Source organism: Candidatus Profftia lariciata, from assembly GCF_020541265.1.
Taxonomy (GTDB): domain Bacteria; phylum Pseudomonadota; class Gammaproteobacteria; order Enterobacterales; family Enterobacteriaceae; genus Profftia; species Profftia lariciata.
On record NZ_CP045925.1, the window covers coordinates 852,488 to 872,597 of the forward strand.

Below are 20,110 nucleotides of genomic sequence, written 5' to 3' on the forward strand. Positions count from 1 at the left end.
GAATCTCAGCGATCGGACACAACCACTGTAATATGGCTGGTACGCTTTAAAATACGATCTGCACGACCTTTAGCGCGCGGCATAATACGCTTCATACTTGGCCCTTCATCAACAAATATCTTAGTTATCTTTAAATCATCGATATCAGCGCCATTATTGTGTTCTGCGTTCGCAATCGCAGACTCAAGTACTTTTTTGACTAGACCGGCAGCTTTTTTGTTTGTATACGCTAATACTTCTAAAGCTTTTGAAACATTCTTGCCGCGAATCAAATTAGCTACGAGGCGTATTTTCTGAGCAGAAGAACGAGCATGGCGATGTTTTGCAAAAGTTTCCATCTCTATTCCCCTATCTTAACGTTTTTTAACTTTTTTATCAGCTGTATGACCACGATAAGTACGAGTCATTGCAAATTCACCTAATTTATGACCTACCATTTCATCGGCTATAAATATCGGCACGTGTTGACGACCATTATGAACAGCAATTGTTAAGCCAATCATATTTGGAAATATTGTTGAACGACGAGACCAAGTCTTGATAGGTTTTTTATTTCCTTTTTCCACTGCTTCCTCTACTTTCTTCAGCAAGTGTAGGTCAATAAAAGGACCTTTCTTGAGAGAACGTGGCATGTCTTATCCTCTAATTATTTTTTACTACGGCGACGTAAAATGAATTTATCAGTGCGTTTATTACTACGAGTCTTCTTACCTTTAGTTTGTAAACCCCACGGAGACACAGGATGTTTACCAAAATTACGACCTTCACCACCGCCGTGTGGATGGTCTACTGGGTTCATTGCGGTACCACGAACAGTAGGACGAATGCCACGCCAACGGCTCGCACCTGCTTTACCTAAAACTTTTAGCATATGCTCAGAATTACCCACCTCTCCTAAAGTAGCTCGACAATCAGATTGTACTTTACGTATTTCACCAGAACGCAAACGTAAGGTAACATAAGAATGATCACGAGCAATTATCTGAACATATGAGCCAGCAGAACGAGCTATTTGACCTCCTTTACCTGGCTTCATTTCTACATTATGAATACTGGAGCCAACTGGAATGTTATACATTGGTAAAGTATTACCTATTTTAATAGCAACATCAACACCAGATTGAATCTGATCACCAAATTTTAAGTTTTTTGGTGCTAAAATATAACGATATTCTCCATCTTTATATAAAATTAGCGCAATATTTGCTGAACGATTTGGATCGTATTCTAATCGTTTAACAACAGCAGGTACGTTATCTTTGTTACGTTTAAAATCAATTAAACGATAATGCTGTTTATGACCACCACCAATATGACGAGTAGTGATATGACCGTTATTATTACGGCCACCAGATTTGCTTATTTTTTCAAGTAAAGTAGTATATGGCTTACCCCTGTATAGTTCAAGATTAACTACTTTAACCACGTGACGACGACCAGGAGATGTTGGTTTACACTTAACAACTGCCATATTTACTTAATCCTCCTGCTTACTCTGCACTAGCAATGCAATCTATATTTTGGCCTGCTTGCAAGGTTACATAAGCTTTTTTCCAATCGTTACGACGTCCAATACGTTGGCCGTGACGTTTTATCTTGCCTTTAACCAATAAAGTACGTACTAAATTAACTTTAATATTAAATATTTTTTTTATTGCAGTTTTTATTTCTAATTTTGTTGCATCTTTAATAACTTTAAGAACAATAGTATTATTGTTTTTTATTACCATAGAAGATTTTTCAGAAATGTGTGTTGCAAGTATTACTTTGAGTAAACGTTCTTCACAAATCATGATAGCATATCCTCAATTAACTTTACAGCATCATTAGTCATAACTACTTTATCGCAGGAGATCAAGCTTATTGGATCAATACCTGTAAAAGAACGTACATCAACTTTATATAAGTTACGAGCGGCTAGAAATAAATTTTTATTAACTTCTGCAGTTATAATTAAAACTTTTTCTAATGTTATATCTTTTAATTTTTGTACTAATAGATTTGTTTTAGGTGCTGGTAAAGAAAAATCTTTAAATATAATTAAGCGATCTTGTCGCACAAGTTCAGAAAGAATACTTTTTATTGCACCACGATACATTTTTTTATTAACTTTTTGCTCATGATTTTGAGGTTTAGCAGCAAATGTAACGCCACCAGATCTCCAAATAGGACTTTTAACAGAACCGGCACGAGCACGACCAGTACCTTTTTGACGCCATGGTTTTTTATTTGATCCAATGACTTCAGCACGAGTTTTTTGAGCACGTGTACCTTGACGAGCACCAGATGCATACGCAACTACTACTTGATGTACTAAGGCTTCATTAAAATTACAACCAAAGGTAGTTTTAGAAACAGTTAACATTTGTTGTGCATCTTTTATTAATAATTCCATAACTATTACCTTAAGTATTAATAGTTGGCTGTACGATCAAATCACTACCATTTGCGCCCGGAACAGCACCTTTAATTAATATTAAATTACGCTTCATATCAACACGTACTACATCTAAATTATGAATGGTTACACGCTCATTACCTAGTTGTCCTGCCATTTTCTTGCCTTTAAAGACTTTCCCTGGAGTTTGGTTTTGACCAATAGAACCAGGAACACGATGAGACAAGGAATTCCCATGAGTCGCATCTTGAGTACTAAAATTCCAGCGCTTTACTGTACCTGCAAAACCTTTACCTTTAGAAGTTCCAGTAACTTTAACTTTTTTAACATCAGCAAAAAATTTAACATTAATACTTTGACCTAAAGTAAATTTTTGAGATAGATCCAAACGAAATTCACGTAAGGTGCGACCGGCTTCAACGCCAGCTTTAGCAAAATGACCTGCTTCTGGTTTAGATACACGGTTTGCTTTTTTAACACCCGTAGTTAATTGTATCGCACAGTATTTATTATTATTTAATGTTTTTATTTGCGTAACACGGTTAACTGTGATTTCTATTACAGTTACTGGGATAGATATACCATCTTTAGTAAAGATACGTGTCATACCAATTTTTTTACCAACTAAGCCAATCATTGTTGTTGTAACTCTCTCATTAATTCAGTGAACTGATTAACCTAAGCTGATTTGTACGTCTACACCAGCAGCTAGATCCAAACGCATAAGGGCATCAACAGTTTTTTCTGTTGGCTCAACGATATCAACAAGACGCTTATGAGTTCTAATTTCGTATTGATCACGTGCGTCTTTATTCACATGCGGAGAAATTAAAACGGTTAAGCGCTCTTTACGAGTCGGCAATGGAATGGGCCCACGAACTTGTGCACCAGTACGTTTAGCAGTCTCAACAATTTCCGCAGTTGATTTATCAATTAAACGATGATCAAATGCTTTAAGGCGAATACGAATTCTTTGGTTCTGCATAAGATCAGAACTCCAATTATTTTATAAACGTATGAAATTACTTACTTGTATCTATTTAAATCGATAGAAGTGTAATTATTAATATATAATACCTAATATTTAAGTATTATGTAATAGTCTAATATTATTATATTTTGAATATATAAAACACTAGTAATTTAGTAAACTTATTACATTATATTTAAAATAATTTTAAAAAGCAACACAATGCATGAAACAAAAAATTATTGATAATAAAATTATAGTTATGGCGTATCTTCAAGACCTAAGTATACATTAAACCATTAATAATGGTAAAACTCAATATTATTATTCTATAATGACTATTATTAATAAATTTAACAATAAAAAATAATTATGATGATAGTTCTCTTAACAAAAATATTTTTTATATAGAAATTTATTCATATATACAAAATATTAAAATTTAATAAAAAAATTCATATATAATTTTATAGATTAATATAAATTTTCTGTATGACAATAATATAAAAAATTAATTTTATTTTATTATTAATTTACATAAGATACTTTAGGTTAAAGTACTAAATAATGATTACTCTTTGTATTTTTTATAAAAGATATTGCATAATAATTTTCCAAAAATTACATAATATTTTTTTAAATATCTAATAAATTAATTTTATTTTTATATAACATATTTAATAATAATTAAACTAATATAAATAAAAATTTATATAAAAATGACTAATTTTATTATAATAATAGCTTTAAAGTATGTTAAATATTATATTTGCTTTAATTATTCATTAATAATAAATAATAATATATGCTACTGACAAGAGTAGAGAACTTTAATCAGTCATAACTATATTGCTTCATTCAATGATTATTGTAAATATAATTATTGTATATTCATCAGAAATGTATTTACTGTATCAATAGCTTCTTTTTCTATAAGATGACGATGATTTATATTTAAAAAACTTTCACAATATATTTTATAAGCTTTTTCAGTGCCAGATGGACGTACAGCAAACCAACCATTATCTGTAATAACTTTTAAACCATCTATATTAGCATGATTTCCTGGTGCTTTAGCTAAAATGGTAGTAATTGGATCACCAGCTAATGTATCTATTGTAATAATATCAGGCAAGAGCTTTGAAAGTACATCTTTCTGTGCATGCGTTGCTGGCACTTGAATACGGTTATAACTAAATGAACCAAAACGTTCAGCTAATTTATTGTAATGATACTGTGGGTTTTCGCCTGTTACTGCAGTAATTTCTGCAGCTAATAAACACATAATAATGCCATCTTTATCTGTAGACCAAGGAGTTCCATTAAACCGTAAAAAAGAAGCACCTGCGCTTTCTTCACCACAAAAACCCAAAATACCATTAAAAATACCATTAACAAACCATTTAAAACCTACCGGTAATTCCATTAATCTACGACCAAGAGAATTAACTACACAATCTATCATAGTACTAGATACTACAGTTTTACCTACAGCAACATTTGTAGCCCATAATGGACGGTGTTGAAATAAATAGTTAATTGCTACCGCTAAATAATGATTTGATTGCATTAGCCATGAAGGAGTAACAATGCCATGACGATCATAATCAGGATCATTAGCAAATACTAAATCAAATTTATCACGTAATTTTAACAAACCAGCCATAGCATTTTCTGAAGAACAATCCATGCGAATAATATTATCGTAATCTAAATGCATAAAGCGAAATGATGGATCAATATGATCATTAATTAAAGTTAAATCAAGCTTGTAGTACTCCCCAATGCGTTGCCAGTATTCTATACCAGCCCCTCCTAAAGGATCTATACCTAAATGTAATCCAGCACGATGAATAGCTAACATATCTGTAATATCTGCTAAATCTTCTATATATGGTTGTACTAAATCTTTTTTATGTAGTAAACCACTATTCCACGCAGCATTTAATGTTTGACGTTTTACACCATGTAAATTAAGTCTTAATAGTTCGTTAGCACGTTGTTCGATACAGTTGGTTATCTTGCTATCTGCAGGACCACCATGCGGTGGATGATATTTAATGCCACCATATTCCGGTGGATTATGTGAGGGAGTAATAACAATACCATCAGTTAGCACAGAATTTTTATTATTATAAGTAAGTATTGCATGAGAAATAGTAGGCGTTGGAGTAAATCCGTTATCTTGCTGAATAAATAAGTCCATACCATTTGCTGTAAGAACTTCTATAATACTAATAAAAGCTGGCTCAGAAAGCGCATGAGTATCTTTACCAACAAAACAAGGACCTTCAATACCGTTTACTTTGCGTACTTCAGCAATTGCTTGCGCAATAGCTAAAATATGTGATTCATTAAAACTATGATTTTTAGAACTACCGCGATGACCAGCAGTCCCAAAATTTATTGCATGAGATATATTGCCTATTTCTGGTGTCAAGACATAATAGTAAGACACTAATTGGGCTACATTAATCAAATCTTTTTGTTGAGCTGGTTGCCCTGCACGGGAATGATGTATCATAATGGTATCTACTTTACTATATACTAAACTAATTGAATAACTACTTATTAGAATAAGATCTATTGTAATACAATACTGAGGTAAGATAGTTTTTTAAGTTTAATGAGTGTAATGAAGAAATACATAGAACACATTAAAGAACATGATTGTTATATTTTTTAAGATTTATATCACTGCTTTACAAATTATTAATATAATATATTAATCAATAATTATATGCTGACTAGAGAATTTACTATTTAGTAATGGTAGTATAGATTAATTATTAAAAATAATTATACTATTATTTAGTATAATGTAGTGTAATAAAAAATATTTTCAATATAGTGATCAAAATAATTTAATACTTTAATTATATATGCTGATTTAAATAATCTTATAACATAACAAATATCATATTAAATAATAAAAAGAAACATTTAAGTTATTAAAGATAAAAATTATAATTTTTTAAAAGCACTGCAATATACTAAAATTATTTTATTGCTTTGTAATTGATAATATAGAAATTGATATTGTGTATAAAGATCTTTATATAAGCATTCGATATATAACATACAATTTATTTAATTAGACAATAACATAAATATATTATCAATTGTATCAATACAACAAAATTGTCATATAACGATCTAAATTGTTTTGAGTCCTTAATTTTTTAAAAAAATTAAATATTATGCAATATATAGAATATATTTCTTGTGTAATATTTAAATATAAAAATATAATTTTATATAACATTTTAAATTAACAATAAATAATATTTAAATATAATATTATTGATACATAATAATTTAAATTATTATCTCTCTACAGTAATGTTTATTTAAAATAATAAATATAAACGTATCTTGCATTTAAAAAATTAATCATATAATAATATTATTCTTCTATCAAATACAATAACAATTATACGTAATCTCGTAATAATTACTATTACATAGAATAATAAAGGTATTATTGTATCTAATTTAGTGTAAAATATAAAAATTAAGTTCTTATATACAAGATATATATTAGTGTTTGATTTTATTGAAAAATTAAATTGATATTTATATATCAAAGTATAACTTTGTATAAAGTTATACTTTAAAAAATAATAATAAAAAAATTAATATTTTATTTTACACTTTACTTTATAAGTAAAGTTGTCATATTATATTAAACGTATATTTAGTAATACTACATTTATGTATATCATAAATATTCTGCAAATTAATAATAATCAGTGGGTATATATTTTCTCTGTTATTAAGTATCTACGCATATAGTAATATTAAAATAAATATTATTGATCTTAATAGTAGATTTATTAAGGATATATTACTGATGTAAAGTATTCTATCCTAGAATCTTAATAGTACAATATTTATTTAAAAAATTAATAATTAAAATCTTATGTTTTATTTTTAACAAAATTAATATAATTAAGTAACAATTCAATATTAATATGTAAGTTAAAAATATTATTTTTTATTTTAGCTTAATATAAAAAATATTTAAAAGATTGTCATAATATACTGATTAAAAATACTTAATTATATAATTTTATTATTGTAGTAATATTAACTTAATTTATGTTAAATATTTTAAATAAAATACGTAATAATATTTTTTCTTATTTTAATTATTATAATATTAGGGTAGATACTATATGGCAACAATAGGTATTTTTTTTGGCAGCGATACAGGTAATACAGAAAATATTGCTTATATGATCTATGAAAAACTTGGAAAAGAAATTGCTGAAGTATATGATATTGCTAAAAGCAAAAAAGAAGATATTGCAGCATTTAATATTTTACTTTTTGGCATACCAACTTGGTATTACGGTGAAGCACAGTGTGATTGGGACGATTTTTTCCCCTCATTAGCAGAAATAGATTTCAAAGGAAAATTTGTTGCTCTTTTTGGTAGTGGTGACCAAGAAGATTACGCAGAGTACTTTTGTGATGCAATGAGAATGGTGTATGATATAATTAAACCTAGAGGTGCTAATATCGTTGGTTATTGGCCTGTTAAAGATTATTTTTTTGAAAGTTCCAAAGCAATAATTGATGAAAAAAAATTTGTAGGTTTAGCAATAGATGAGGATCGTCAGCCTGAATTAACAGTAGCTCGTGTTAATGAATGGGTAACTCAAATTTCTCATGAAATGCATTTATTATAATGCTATTTTAATATAAAATTAAGCATATATTATTATGTAATACACAAAATTATGATTTTCTTATGAAGAATATATTCGATATATTATATTTACTTATATGATAATTAAGATAAATATTAATTTCCTCGTACTACTATGTTTAAATTACATGTTATATAAAGTTATAATATATATTTTAATATTGATCTAATATATAAATAGAATAAAATTATATACCATTTTTTAAATATAGTAGCTTAATTTTCATATTTTTTACATTAAGACATATAAACATCTTTTCATTGTTATATATAAATTATAGTTATTCTGATGTTTAATGAAATTATTATGTTATATACTCAATATATAATGATTAAATTAAAGATTGCTATACATTGGGTATTTTAAGATGCAGGATAATGCTAATAGAAAAAATAATATAATAATTTACATTATCCTTAAGATAAGTAAATTATACATTTTAAAATAATTATGTTTTTTATATATTAAATAATATTTTATCTATTTAGCAAGAAATTATAATCATAATAATATTGTTATTGTCATAAAGATATATAATGCTACTGTTAAAAAGTTAAATATTAAAGTATATAATGTTAATTTGATTGCTATTGTAGTTATATTACATTAGTTATAAAAATCCGCATTTTCTATATACTATTATCATCTTTACAAGATTCTTATAAATGTTTTTTACATTATAATCGTTAAAAATATGAATAACTAAAAATATAGTTTATCCCAGACTTCTCCTAAAGAAGTAACAGGAAAAATAAAATGACAAATAATAATGCGTTAAAAAATGCTGGACTAAAAGTTACTCTTCCGCGTCTTAAAATTATGAGAGTACTTCAAGATACTAACTGTCATCACGTAAGTGCAGAAGTATTATATAAAAAATTGATTGATGTAGGTGAAGAAATAGGTTTAGCTACTGTATATCGTGTACTTAACCAATTTGAAAATGCAGGTATTGTTACTCGTCATAATTTTGAGGGGGGGAAATTTGTATTTGAACTTACTAAACAACATCATCATGATCATTTAATTTGCTTGGATTGCGGCAAAGTAATTGAATTTGATGATGATGCTATAGAAAAACGTCAGTATAATATTGCTCAGAAATACGGCATGCATCTTACTAATCATAGTCTTTATTTGTATGGTCATTGTACTAAAGTTAATTGCTGTGCAAATAAAGTATTAGGTGATAATCATCAAGTATAATATTTATTAATATAATTAATTTATACTATGTATTTTGATTAAAATTATTTAATATAATTGTTAATATTATATATTATGACAACATTCATATTTTATGATTTACTTTCTATATATTTATTAAGTAATAAAAGTAGACAAGTAATCTTGCTTCATGATGTACATATTCATTTAATTATTTATGTTATTTGATTCTTAAAAAGAATAAGATCTCTTTTAAAAAAGCTTATTTAATAAAATAATACTCTATTCTTTTTTAGATTAATATAAAGTTTTTAATCGTTTTGATATATTATAGTATTTATCCGTAATAAGTATTATCTTAGACATTGTAAAATGAATTTAAATAGATCATTGACCATAAATTTTAATAAATTTCATCTCTCATTATATAATATTAATTTTAGTAAATCTTGTATTAATTTTATATGCATTAAGAATTATTATAAAATATTTAGATGAACTTTTTCTTTATTTATTACTTATATACTAATAAATCCAGTTGCCCAAGTGCCTATAATAAAAACCGTTTGATAATACATCCTATTAACAATGACTAGTATTAATTATGAAAGATATTGGCAATTGACTTTTCTTGATTCAAAATTGTATTTTATGGGTTATATAATGTAACTTATTAAGTTGCTATCTAGTTCTATGTTTATAGGATTTACCATGTTTGACTATTAATTTTTCTAATGTAAATTGTAAAAAATTATAAATTGATATAATTTACATCTTTTAAAGATAATATATTTGAAGAGTTATCACTGAATTTTTATGAAAACATACATGGATAAATAGAATAATAGTTAATAACTGTATTTTAAAAAGCATAATTTTATTATTAAATATTTTATAAATAATTTATATGTTAATATAATATAGACTTTATATGTATCAATTAAGATTAATTAATGTACCAGGAATAATATTAAACTAAATACACTCATAATTATTAAATTTATTTAATAAAAAGTATAAAATAAGATAATGATGAATAAGTAATCACATATAAATATGTGAAAAAATTTTTATTTAATATATTATTTATATATAAAATTTTAAATATTTTAAAAATATTAATTTTTACAAAATTATACAATGTAATATTATTTGTATAATTTATTGTCAAAATATTATAGAATTTTAAAAAATTAATTATAATATTATATACTTTAAAAGTATATTTGACTCAATATATTGGATATAGCAAACATATAAATTAAATGTTGAATTAATGAGATGTTTTGATATCTTAAAAGTTATTTATTAAAGTAATATTATACTAATATTTCACAAAATTTTATAATTTATTAAATATTGTCTATTTCATAAAACTTACCTATATATTAAAATAATAAGATATTTATTAAGATAATCAATAATATTGTTGCTAACATAAAATCTTTTATAAGTTAGATCTAAAATATTTAATATTATTTGTAATAATAAATAATATTATCAATAAAACATAAATAATACTTGTCTTTATTATAATCATATACTTTTAATACTTAAGTATTAATATCATTATATTTATAATATTTTTAGTTAAAAGTATACTATAATTATCTTATAAATATAATAATATTGTTTATTATAAAAAAACTCTTGTATAGAGTATAGTAATATAAAAATATATAAATACTTTATTTTATTTATTAAAATAAATTGATATTATTAAATTTTAAAATTATATGTTATATTAACATAATTTATTTTTACTGATATCTTTATATCATTTATATTTATTATTTTTTAATATTTATATAATTATTATTTATCTAAAATTCATTAATATTAAAATAAATACAATAGATCTAAATTAATAATATATAATTATATTCTTTATGCAGTATTATTAGTAATTTTACATAAATTATATTACTTTTTATTAAAAATAAATGTATACAATAAATTCTTAAAATTAGTTATTATTATTTTATGATAATATAAAATGATAACAAACATCAACTATTTTATAAAATATTTTTTAATATTTTAAATATTACATTGAATAGATATTATTTATCGTCTTAACATAACAATGTTATAATAATATTTATTATTTTAATGATTTTGAATTAGTATAAATTAATAATATTTTATTACTATAATTCATGTTTATTTATAAATATCAAACAATGATGAAGATCACAATAGTTATTTCACTCATCTCTTAATATGTGATTTAGTATTATTTTTTATTTTTTAATATCATACGGAATATATATGCATCCGATGCTAAATATAGCCATACGCTCAGCGCGTATGGCTGGCAACTTAATTATTAAAAATTATGACTTTCCTAATGCACGTACAATTACACAAGCAGGAAAATATAATTTTGGAACTAATATTGATCGTAATGCTGAATGTTTAATTATAGATACTATACATAAATCTTATCCACATCATATAATTATAAATGCAGAAAGCAGTAATTCATTAAGTATAGATCATGATATTCAATGGATAATTAACCCGTTAGATTGTAATACAAACTTTATTAAAAATTTTCCACATTTCTCAGTATCTATTGCAGTAAGAATTAAAGATCGCACTGAAGTTGCTGTAGTTTACGATCCTATGCGTAACGAATTATTTACTGCAACTCGTGGTCAAGGTGCTCAATTAAATGGTTATCGTTTAAGATGTACAATGTCTAAAGATTTAGATAATACTATTTTAGCAACAAGCTACCCTTATACAGCTAGAAAAAAAGCTATTATTTATTTTTCTATACTAAGTAAATTATTAACTAAATGTACTGACTTTCGTTGCACGGGTGTTACTTCATTAGATCTAGCTTATGTTGCTGCTGGTCGTGTTGATGGTTTATTTGAGATATGCTTAAAATCTTGGAAGTTTATTGGTGGTGAACTATTAGTTCGTGAAGCAGGAGGTCTAGTAACTGATTTTTTAGGTGATCATAATTATTTAAAATTAGGAAATATTATTGCTGGTAACCCGCGTATTGTCAAAGCTATACTCGCTAATGTACGCAATGAGATTCATGAAGTTATATAAATATTATATTTACTAATAAAAAATAATGCTATCTAAAATAATTATTAATCATTTAATATATCTAAAAATATAATAACGTAATATTAAGTTGGATATTATTTATTATAACTGATAAATCTTATATAATAATATTAAAATTACTATTGTATCACTTAATATACTTATATTATTATTTTAGTTTTAAGAATTACACTATAATATAGTATTATATTGTTATAATTATTTGATATAATACTAAAAGTATATATTTTAAGTATGTTAGATATTAATATAATTAATTATATATTTTTTAAAAAATATTTAATGTTTACTATGTATTAAACTATTATTAGTTTAACCAGTAATAACATTATATTAATAATATAAAATCATTATTAAATATTAAATTAATAATAATATTTATTTTATAATTAAATTAATAAACATTATATATAGTGTGTTTTTTATTGATTTATGATTATTAGATAGATTTAAAAATTATTTATAATTATCAATAATAGATTATCTATTATTGATATAATGATGTATTATAAATAGTCACTTTAATTTAGTGAATATTTATTTACAGTAATTATATTAAATATATTTAAAATCAATATAACTTCTTATTATATAATAATAACTGTTTTATTTATGAAAATTACAATTTTTTATATTAAACCTTTACGTAATAAATAACGATATGGTATAATTTTAGTTTCTTTCGCAATTAGTTCATGATTCATAAAACAACAAAAAATTGGAATATCACGAATAGTAGTTGGATCATTAGCTATGAGTAATAACGTTTCTCCTTTTTCCATATGACGTATAGTTTTACGTAACATCATAATAGGTTCAGGACACATCAGACCCAATGCATTTAGCATTTTATCTGGGTTAGCAAAAATATTGGTCATATTTTTCTCTACAATAATAAAACAAAATTTTTTATTTAGTAACATTAGCAGATAAATTATGTATTTAATCTGTTATATAATACTTCTTTAAAAGAAGAATTATATATGTTATTATTTATATAAAAAATAATTATAAACAATTTTATTAAGTAATATTACTTAATAAATTAACTAAGATAACTAAAAGTATTCTTACTTTATAAAAAATATTAAATATGAGTATTCATATATATTTGTTATATATACTATATAATTAATAACTTTTAAATATTTTTATAATATATACTTCTAATATTAATTATTTTATATATTATAAAATAGATTTAGTGTATATAATAGCTATTTAATAGTTTAATGATAAAAAATACTGAATATTACACATATCCAATGTGTTTACGAAAAAACTAGTATTGTTATATTTATTATTACTGCCAAAATATTAAAATATATTTTATATCTGAAGTATTATATAATTATCATAAAAATAATATACTAAAAAATATAATAAATTATATTTATTGCGATATATAATTAATTAATGATTAACTTTAGTTAAAATGCTTTCAGTAAGCTAAGAACTATATATCATTAGCAATACAAATATAACAATGATTAAAAAGTTTAAATATTACATATTTTTACATTAAATTATTAATAATATTTTCTTATTAAGAATAAATGTATTAATAAAACAGTATACTTTAAATGATTAAAGTAAAATATTAATAATAATTAATATTATTATACTAAAATAAAGTTAATATAAAATATATAGTATTATATTATCCCTTAATAAGAAATTTTATAATATTATTATAAATTATTTTATTACTTATAAAATCTAAAAACCATTTTTTATATCTCTTTCATTAAAATAACTTTATATAACATTTATTATTTATTATAATAAAACTTATAATTATCACATTAAATTTTAATTTAAAAAAATTAAAATTATTATATCAGATAGCTTAATCTTATTTAAGATAAAATTTTGTTAAATATTTTATAATACTAGTAAAAAATTCTTAAAATAATGCATTATATTAAATAATTAATGGTATTATGTAGTATCTTATTTATTAGATCTTTAGTAAGATAATATACTGTAATCATTACAGTATGAAACTAATAAAAAACATAAATAAATTATTTTAGATTAACAATAAATTTTTTATAAATAAGTATCTTAAATATTAATTAATAATTTTATAATACATCAAATAAAATTTATTATATATGCTTATTAATAACAGTAATATGAAGTATTTATTAAAAGAGATCAATAAATTTAAAAAAATAATTTCTATATAAATGACTTTTATATAAAAAACAATAATTAATTATCATAACTATTTTTTATAATGAAACATATATATTAAAACAAATAAATATGTTAAGTATTCTAACTAATTATAAATACAATGAATCCTAGAAAAGGAATAAATAATCTTTAGAAAAAATAATATTTACTCAATTAATTATTAGTAATCTTATTTATTACTGTAATTTTAGAGAAATATATTAAATATATAAAAAATATTACTTTTAGATAAGTAAAATATAAATTATTTCATTAAATAAAATTAAAAATTTATTTATTGAATGATCAAACTATCAACTATAATTATAGTTTTATAAGATATATTATCAATAAAATATAATTTTATTACATAATTTAAAATAAATACTTAATATTTTATATATTGTATTTTGTAAAAAATAAAATATATAATGGTATTACATTATAGATATTATATATATTTTATATTACATAATAATGTTAATAAAATCTTTAATATATCTCTTAATAAATTTTAATAAATTAAAAATTAATTTACTGATTAATACTGTAATTAATATACTTATTAAGTATAATTAATAATATTGAAAATAAAAAACTACTAAAATAAATAAAATTTATTTTAAGTTTTTTTGAAATATACTGTATTAATAATAAATATTGTATTACAGTCATTAATTTAATATTATTTTATTTACATCAAAAATGTACTAATTAATAAACATAATAATAAAAGTTTTTTATTATTCTTATAATAATCTATTTTTTTACATATAATAAACAAAGATTATGATTAATATTTTTTTTAATTACAATTAAATAAAATTATTCATAATTTACAAAATTATATCCTACTATCGATATTTTATGTAAATGACTTATTTAAGAAAAACAAAAGATTAATAATTGTTATTATTATTTTCTAGGAAATAACAACTATGTTAATGATAGAACTAATAATTGTATTATTTGCTATATTTTTAGGTGCAAAATTAGGGGGTATAGGAATAGGCTTGTCTGGTGGTTTTGGAGTATGCATGCTTGCTATAATTGGTGTTCAACCAGGACATATTCCATTTGATGTAATTTCAATAATTATAGCAGTAATAGTCGCAATATCTACTATGCAAATTGCTGGCGGTATAGACTATTTAACAATAAAAACTGAAAAATTACTCAGTAATAATCCGAATTATATTACTATTATAGCACCCATGGTGACATATTTGTGTACTATTGTAACGGGTACTGGTAATATTGCTTTATCTATTTTACCTATTATTATAAAAGTAGCAAAAAAACAAAATATTAAGCCATGTATACCTCTATCTACTGCAGTAATTTCTGCTCAAATAGCAATTACAGCATCTCCAGTTTCTGCTGCTGTTATTTATATGTCTTCTATTATAGCTAATCGTGGCATTAATTATATAAATTTATTAATGGTAGTAATTCCATCTACATTGATGGCTATTTTAACGATGTCTTTTATTATATTTCTATGTTTTAATTCAAAATTATCTGATGATCATATGTATCAAAAACGTTTATCCCAAGGATTAATTAAAGCATATAATGATAAACAAATTATTATTGATAATCATGCACAAATATCTGTATGGCTATTTTTATTGGGTCTAATCAGCATAATATGCTATGCTATTTTTAGTAGCTCTAGCATATGTATAATTAAAACTTCTATAATGAATATTACTAATACTATATTAAGTATTATGTTTAGTGTCGCAACATTAACAATTATTATATGTCAGGTTAATACCAATTATATACTTAACTCTAATATTTTTAAAGCTGGCATAAATTCATGTATTTGTATTTTAGGTGTTTCTTGGTTAGGAGATACTTTTGTGCAAGAGAATATGCAATGGATACAAAATACTATAAGCACTATAATTCAAGTTAATCCTTGGTTGCTCGTGATAATATTCTTCTTTCTTTCTACTATTATGTATTCTCAAGCAACAACAACAAAAACTTTTATGCCAATAATTATTGCACTTAATATTTCTCCTTTAGTTGCAGTAACTTCTTTTGCAGCAATTGCTAGTTTGTTTATTGTACCTACTTACCCAACTGTAGTAGCGGCAATGCAAATGGATGATACTGGTACAACTAGCATAGGTAAATTTATTTTTAATCATTCATTTTTTATACCAGGTCTTATAGGGGTTATATTATCTATTATATTTAGTTTTTTATTTGGTAGTATTATATTATAAGGTATCTCATATATTGCAATATTACACAAACAATATACTTAAATTTTATTTTATATATTATAAATACATTAATACTAAAAATATTATATATTAATTGATAAATATCTTGATAATAATTAATAAAATATCAATATTATAATAAATATACTATGTATTATCATACTATTTTTTGATTCTGTGTTATATGTAACATGCTAAGATATTTTTTAAAAAACAATAATATCTTTATAAAATACTATTTTTATTTATACGTAAATATTTTCAATAAAATATATTTTATAATATTTATTAAAAAGAATTATTTATATATGATTTTGTAAAAATAAATTATGTTATTTATTATGCTTTATAATTATAAATTATATCAATTAAAAATATTTATTTGTTAATGAGTTAGTTATTTAATAGTAATGATATTAAATTATAATAATTTATAATTTTAAAAAAATATTAATATATTATAAATATTATATTGATTAATTATATACTAAAATAGTAAAGTCATTAATTACATTAATGTAATTTTTTTAATTTTAATTATATTATATATATTATATGTTTTTTATATATATGTATATATTTATGTATAAAATAAACTTAATTTAATAAAGATTATGCTATTTTATATATGTTAATCATTCATAATAAAAAATAATTTTTATAAAAGTTATATAAGAATATCTATTCTTTATAAGAAGAAAATTACACATGATTATGTTATAATAAAAAATAATTATTAATTATACTTTGCTGTAGAAATACATACTTGACGGATAAAATATTTATAGTAGATTGTATGTATATAAGTTTTTATGAAATACTGATAATAACACAATAACATATAATCAATAAAAAATTTTAATAAGTATTTTCATACAATGCATAAATTAATAATTTTATTATAAATACTAATATAGTAATATATCAATTTATTATTATGCTAAATATGTATTAAATATTACAGATAAATAATGTAATAATATTTTCTGGTATGTAAAGTGAGTTATATTATTAATATTCTTGCTAGAATATATTTTTTAAAAAATTTATTATTTTCTTACTAGTTAATAAGAATTAACTAATATAAAAAATAAATTTATAATACTATAAGTGATTAAAGAATCAATTTCTTAAACTATATAAAATACGTATATTAAGTATGAACTTACTTAATATATTTACAATGCATGTTACTAATTATTATTATGTACAAGCAACATAATTATTTTAAATAAACAATCTTTTTTAAAATTATATAAATAAATATGTTAGTAATTTTATCTAAAATAAATATAATTTTAAATTAATAATAATTTCAGTATATCTCCTGACTAATAAAATATTAACTTATAATAATAAATAATATTATTAAATTAACGTATCTCTCGATAGATTAACTTACACTATCATAATACTTATAAGACATTACCTTAATAAGGTATAAAATATTATTTGTTTAATAAGTAAAGTATTGTAGGAGATATTATCATGTATTAATTATAACAGTAAAACAAATAAAATCGTAAAATACATATAAAAATTATAAAAGTATAAATATACACTGAGTACTATTTCTGATTGTTACTATATAATAAATATTATATTCTACAAAGAATAGAATATAATGTAGTTCAATATAATAAAAATTATAAACTATAATTATATAGTTTAAATCTATTATATATTTTATTAGCATATAATGCTGTATTACAATACACAATTAATATTTATATCTAATAAAAGATACATTATTTTTTTATTTGTTATAAGTATAGAAAATTATTTATAAAAATAAGTATATTTATTTTTATAAAAAATATAACTTAATAAAAATAAAATTATTACTTTAGTAAAGTATTATTATAAACTAAAAATGGTGATTTATATCTGTATATTAATTGTTGAATGCCATAAATAATATGTTTTATAGATCAATATTATCTAATGAATATAAAATATAATAATCATTAGCAAAGTACATAATCTTTTATGGAAATATATGAAATACCATCTAACAGTAGTAACTATGATAAGTTTATTACTATTTTGATGCTGATTTAATATATCTTAAATAAGAAATTTAATAACGATTAGATTCATTAGAAAATTTTAATTATGTTATATTTATTATAAATTATAAATTATTTAGATGATTATATGTTGCGTTTAATAGACGTAATATAGCATTAATATATGCCTATTCTAGTGCGTTAGATTTCTTCTAATTGTACAGGTAATATTGAATAATTATCTATTATGGTTAATAATGCTCTAAAGCATAATATTTATTATAGATATACATATTTTATTATGTTTTTTTAAAACTATTTTAAGTATAAACAAATTAATAGATATTGCTTTAATAAAAAACCAATAGTTTTAGTCGCAAACTAGATTACTATAGTTTTCATACGACTCATATATTATACTTATTAAGTATAATAATTTTATATTATGTTAAAAATGAAGGTAATTATATAAATTATTTACATACTCCATGCTAAATTTATTAGGTTTATAGATGTACCTTTGCAAATCAATACTTGAGTATCATCTAAATTTCCTAAATTATAAGAGCCTAATAAAAACTATGTAGATCTGTACATCATGGTGCATCAAGTTTATTATCAACGTAATAATTTATTATCGACAAACAATAATTAATTAATAATATGAATAAATTTAAATAATTTAAATCTTTAAAAGAAATATAAAAAATATTAATTTAAATTAATAAATATTGTTTGTGTTAATTTTCAAAAAACATTAGATTTTAATAAATAACACTTAATGAAAATAATAAATACAGGTTTTCATAAAAAAATAGTTTTACTATACAAGTTATTTAGTTTAACATTACTTAACTGTTACATAAAATACAATATTTTATTATCTAAAATAATACAGTAATATTTATATTAGCAATCAGCTTATAACGTATTATTGTAGATACGAAAATAATTAATTTAAAAAATATTATAAATACTTAAAAAATTATTAATTAAAATATAACATATGATTTTTAATAATATAAATATAATTAATGAATTAAAAATTTTGCTATTGATAATATGATTTTTTTTTAAAAAGCTTTCTTATAAAGAAAGCTATATATAAATTTTTTTATAAACAACAGCAATATTTATATAAAAAATAATATAAATAAGAATAAGAATATATTTCTTTAATCAATAAATTATAATATAATATTATTGATTTATTATCTTGTATGAATAATAGCAAATAAATATTTATTAGATATCAAGATTTTGCAGTAAATAATACTATATTAATCAATTAATTATTTTAAAAGAATAATAATATTTTATATATGTTATAATAATGATAT

Annotated in this window: 13 protein-coding genes; 4 read left to right on the forward strand and 9 right to left on the reverse strand. The window is 21.8% G+C overall.

The window, feature by feature from the left end; genetic code table 11:
• Positions 1 to 5: 5 nt before the first annotated feature.
• The 8 genes from rplV to pgm all read right to left on the reverse strand — a co-directional run bounded on the left by rplV (position 6) and on the right by pgm (position 5,892).
• Complete coding sequence (gene rplV, locus GII40_RS02215; protein ID WP_226813216.1) at positions 6 to 338, reverse strand: 50S ribosomal protein L22; 333 nt, start codon at positions 336 to 338, stop codon at positions 6 to 8.
• Positions 339 to 353: 15 nt separating this feature from the next.
• A complete protein-coding gene (gene rpsS / locus GII40_RS02220; protein WP_226813217.1) occupies positions 354 to 632 on the reverse strand; it encodes a 30S ribosomal protein S19 in 279 nt (92 codons plus the stop codon).
• 14 nt (positions 633 to 646) lie between these two features.
• The gene (gene rplB / locus GII40_RS02225; RefSeq protein ID WP_226813218.1) at positions 647 to 1,471 is read right to left on the reverse strand and encodes a 50S ribosomal protein L2; all 825 of its coding nucleotides are present in this window, start codon (positions 1,469 to 1,471) and stop codon (positions 647 to 649) included.
• Between the two features lie 19 nt (positions 1,472 to 1,490).
• Positions 1,491 to 1,793, reverse strand: a complete 303-nt coding sequence (rplW, locus tag GII40_RS02230; protein WP_226813219.1) for a 50S ribosomal protein L23 — start codon at positions 1,791 to 1,793, stop codon at positions 1,491 to 1,493.
• Positions 1,790 to 2,395 (reverse strand): 50S ribosomal protein L4, encoded by a 606-nt coding sequence (gene rplD, locus GII40_RS02235; protein ID WP_226813220.1) that lies wholly within the window; start codon positions 2,393 to 2,395, stop codon positions 1,790 to 1,792. The genes rplW and rplD overlap by 4 nt, the downstream gene beginning before the upstream one ends.
• A 10-nt stretch (positions 2,396 to 2,405) precedes the next feature.
• Entirely contained in the window at positions 2,406 to 3,035 is a 630-nt protein-coding gene (gene rplC, locus GII40_RS02240) for a 50S ribosomal protein L3 (protein WP_226813221.1), read from the reverse strand.
• Positions 3,036 to 3,071: 36 nt separating this feature from the next.
• Positions 3,072 to 3,383, reverse strand: a complete 312-nt coding sequence (rpsJ, locus tag GII40_RS02245; protein WP_226813222.1) for a 30S ribosomal protein S10 — start codon at positions 3,381 to 3,383, stop codon at positions 3,072 to 3,074.
• Between the two features lie 865 nt (positions 3,384 to 4,248).
• A complete protein-coding gene (gene pgm / locus GII40_RS02250; RefSeq protein ID WP_226813223.1) occupies positions 4,249 to 5,892 on the reverse strand; it encodes a phosphoglucomutase (alpha-D-glucose-1,6-bisphosphate-dependent) in 1,644 nt (547 codons plus the stop codon).
• Between the two features lie 1,654 nt (positions 5,893 to 7,546).
• Between pgm and fldA the strand changes: the two genes are divergently transcribed.
• The 3 genes from fldA (at position 7,547) to suhB (ending at position 12,319) form a co-directional block, all read left to right on the forward strand.
• Positions 7,547 to 8,062, forward strand: a complete 516-nt coding sequence (fldA, locus tag GII40_RS02255) for a flavodoxin FldA (RefSeq protein ID WP_226813224.1) — start codon at positions 7,547 to 7,549, stop codon at positions 8,060 to 8,062.
• A 777-nt stretch (positions 8,063 to 8,839) separates the two neighbouring features.
• Positions 8,840 to 9,289 carry a ferric iron uptake transcriptional regulator gene (gene fur, locus GII40_RS02260; RefSeq protein WP_226813225.1) on the forward strand — a complete coding sequence of 150 codons (450 nt, stop codon included), beginning with the start codon at positions 8,840 to 8,842 and terminating at the stop codon, positions 9,287 to 9,289.
• Between the two features lie 2,232 nt (positions 9,290 to 11,521).
• On the forward strand, positions 11,522 to 12,319 hold the full coding sequence (suhB, locus tag GII40_RS02265; RefSeq protein WP_226813226.1) for an inositol-1-monophosphatase: 798 nt from the start codon (positions 11,522 to 11,524) through the stop codon (positions 12,317 to 12,319).
• Positions 12,320 to 12,969: 650 nt separating this feature from the next.
• On the opposite strand, the gene tusA is transcribed toward suhB, so the two are convergent.
• Positions 12,970 to 13,218 carry a sulfurtransferase TusA gene (gene tusA / locus GII40_RS02270; RefSeq protein ID WP_226813227.1) on the reverse strand — a complete coding sequence of 83 codons (249 nt, stop codon included), beginning with the start codon at positions 13,216 to 13,218 and terminating at the stop codon, positions 12,970 to 12,972.
• A 2,241-nt stretch (positions 13,219 to 15,459) separates the two neighbouring features.
• Here tusA and GII40_RS02275 point away from each other — a divergent pair.
• Complete coding sequence (locus GII40_RS02275) at positions 15,460 to 16,761, forward strand: anaerobic C4-dicarboxylate transporter (protein WP_226813228.1); 1,302 nt, start codon at positions 15,460 to 15,462, stop codon at positions 16,759 to 16,761.
• The last annotated feature ends 3,349 nt before the right edge of the window (positions 16,762 to 20,110 follow it).

Coding starts and splice junctions, on each gene's coding strand:
- rplD (WP_226813220.1), bottom strand. CDS start 2,395: ATGGAATTATTAATAAAAGATGCACAACAAATGTTAACTGTTTCTAAA.
- rplW (WP_226813219.1), bottom strand. CDS start 1,793: ATGATTTGTGAAGAACGTTTACTCAAAGTAATACTTGCAACACACATT.
- suhB (WP_226813226.1), top strand. CDS start 11,522: ATGCATCCGATGCTAAATATAGCCATACGCTCAGCGCGTATGGCTGGC.
- pgm (WP_226813223.1), bottom strand. CDS start 5,892: ATGATACATCATTCCCGTGCAGGGCAACCAGCTCAACAAAAAGATTTG.
- fldA (WP_226813224.1), top strand. CDS start 7,547: ATGGCAACAATAGGTATTTTTTTTGGCAGCGATACAGGTAATACAGAA.
- rplB (WP_226813218.1), bottom strand. CDS start 1,471: ATGGCAGTTGTTAAGTGTAAACCAACATCTCCTGGTCGTCGTCACGTG.
- GII40_RS02275 (WP_226813228.1), top strand. CDS start 15,460: ATGTTAATGATAGAACTAATAATTGTATTATTTGCTATATTTTTAGGT.
- rpsJ (WP_226813222.1), bottom strand. CDS start 3,383: ATGCAGAACCAAAGAATTCGTATTCGCCTTAAAGCATTTGATCATCGT.
- rplC (WP_226813221.1), bottom strand. CDS start 3,035: ATGATTGGCTTAGTTGGTAAAAAAATTGGTATGACACGTATCTTTACT.
- tusA (WP_226813227.1), bottom strand. CDS start 13,218: ATGACCAATATTTTTGCTAACCCAGATAAAATGCTAAATGCATTGGGT.
- fur (WP_226813225.1), top strand. CDS start 8,840: ATGACAAATAATAATGCGTTAAAAAATGCTGGACTAAAAGTTACTCTT.
- rplV (WP_226813216.1), bottom strand. CDS start 338: ATGGAAACTTTTGCAAAACATCGCCATGCTCGTTCTTCTGCTCAGAAA.
- rpsS (WP_226813217.1), bottom strand. CDS start 632: ATGCCACGTTCTCTCAAGAAAGGTCCTTTTATTGACCTACACTTGCTG.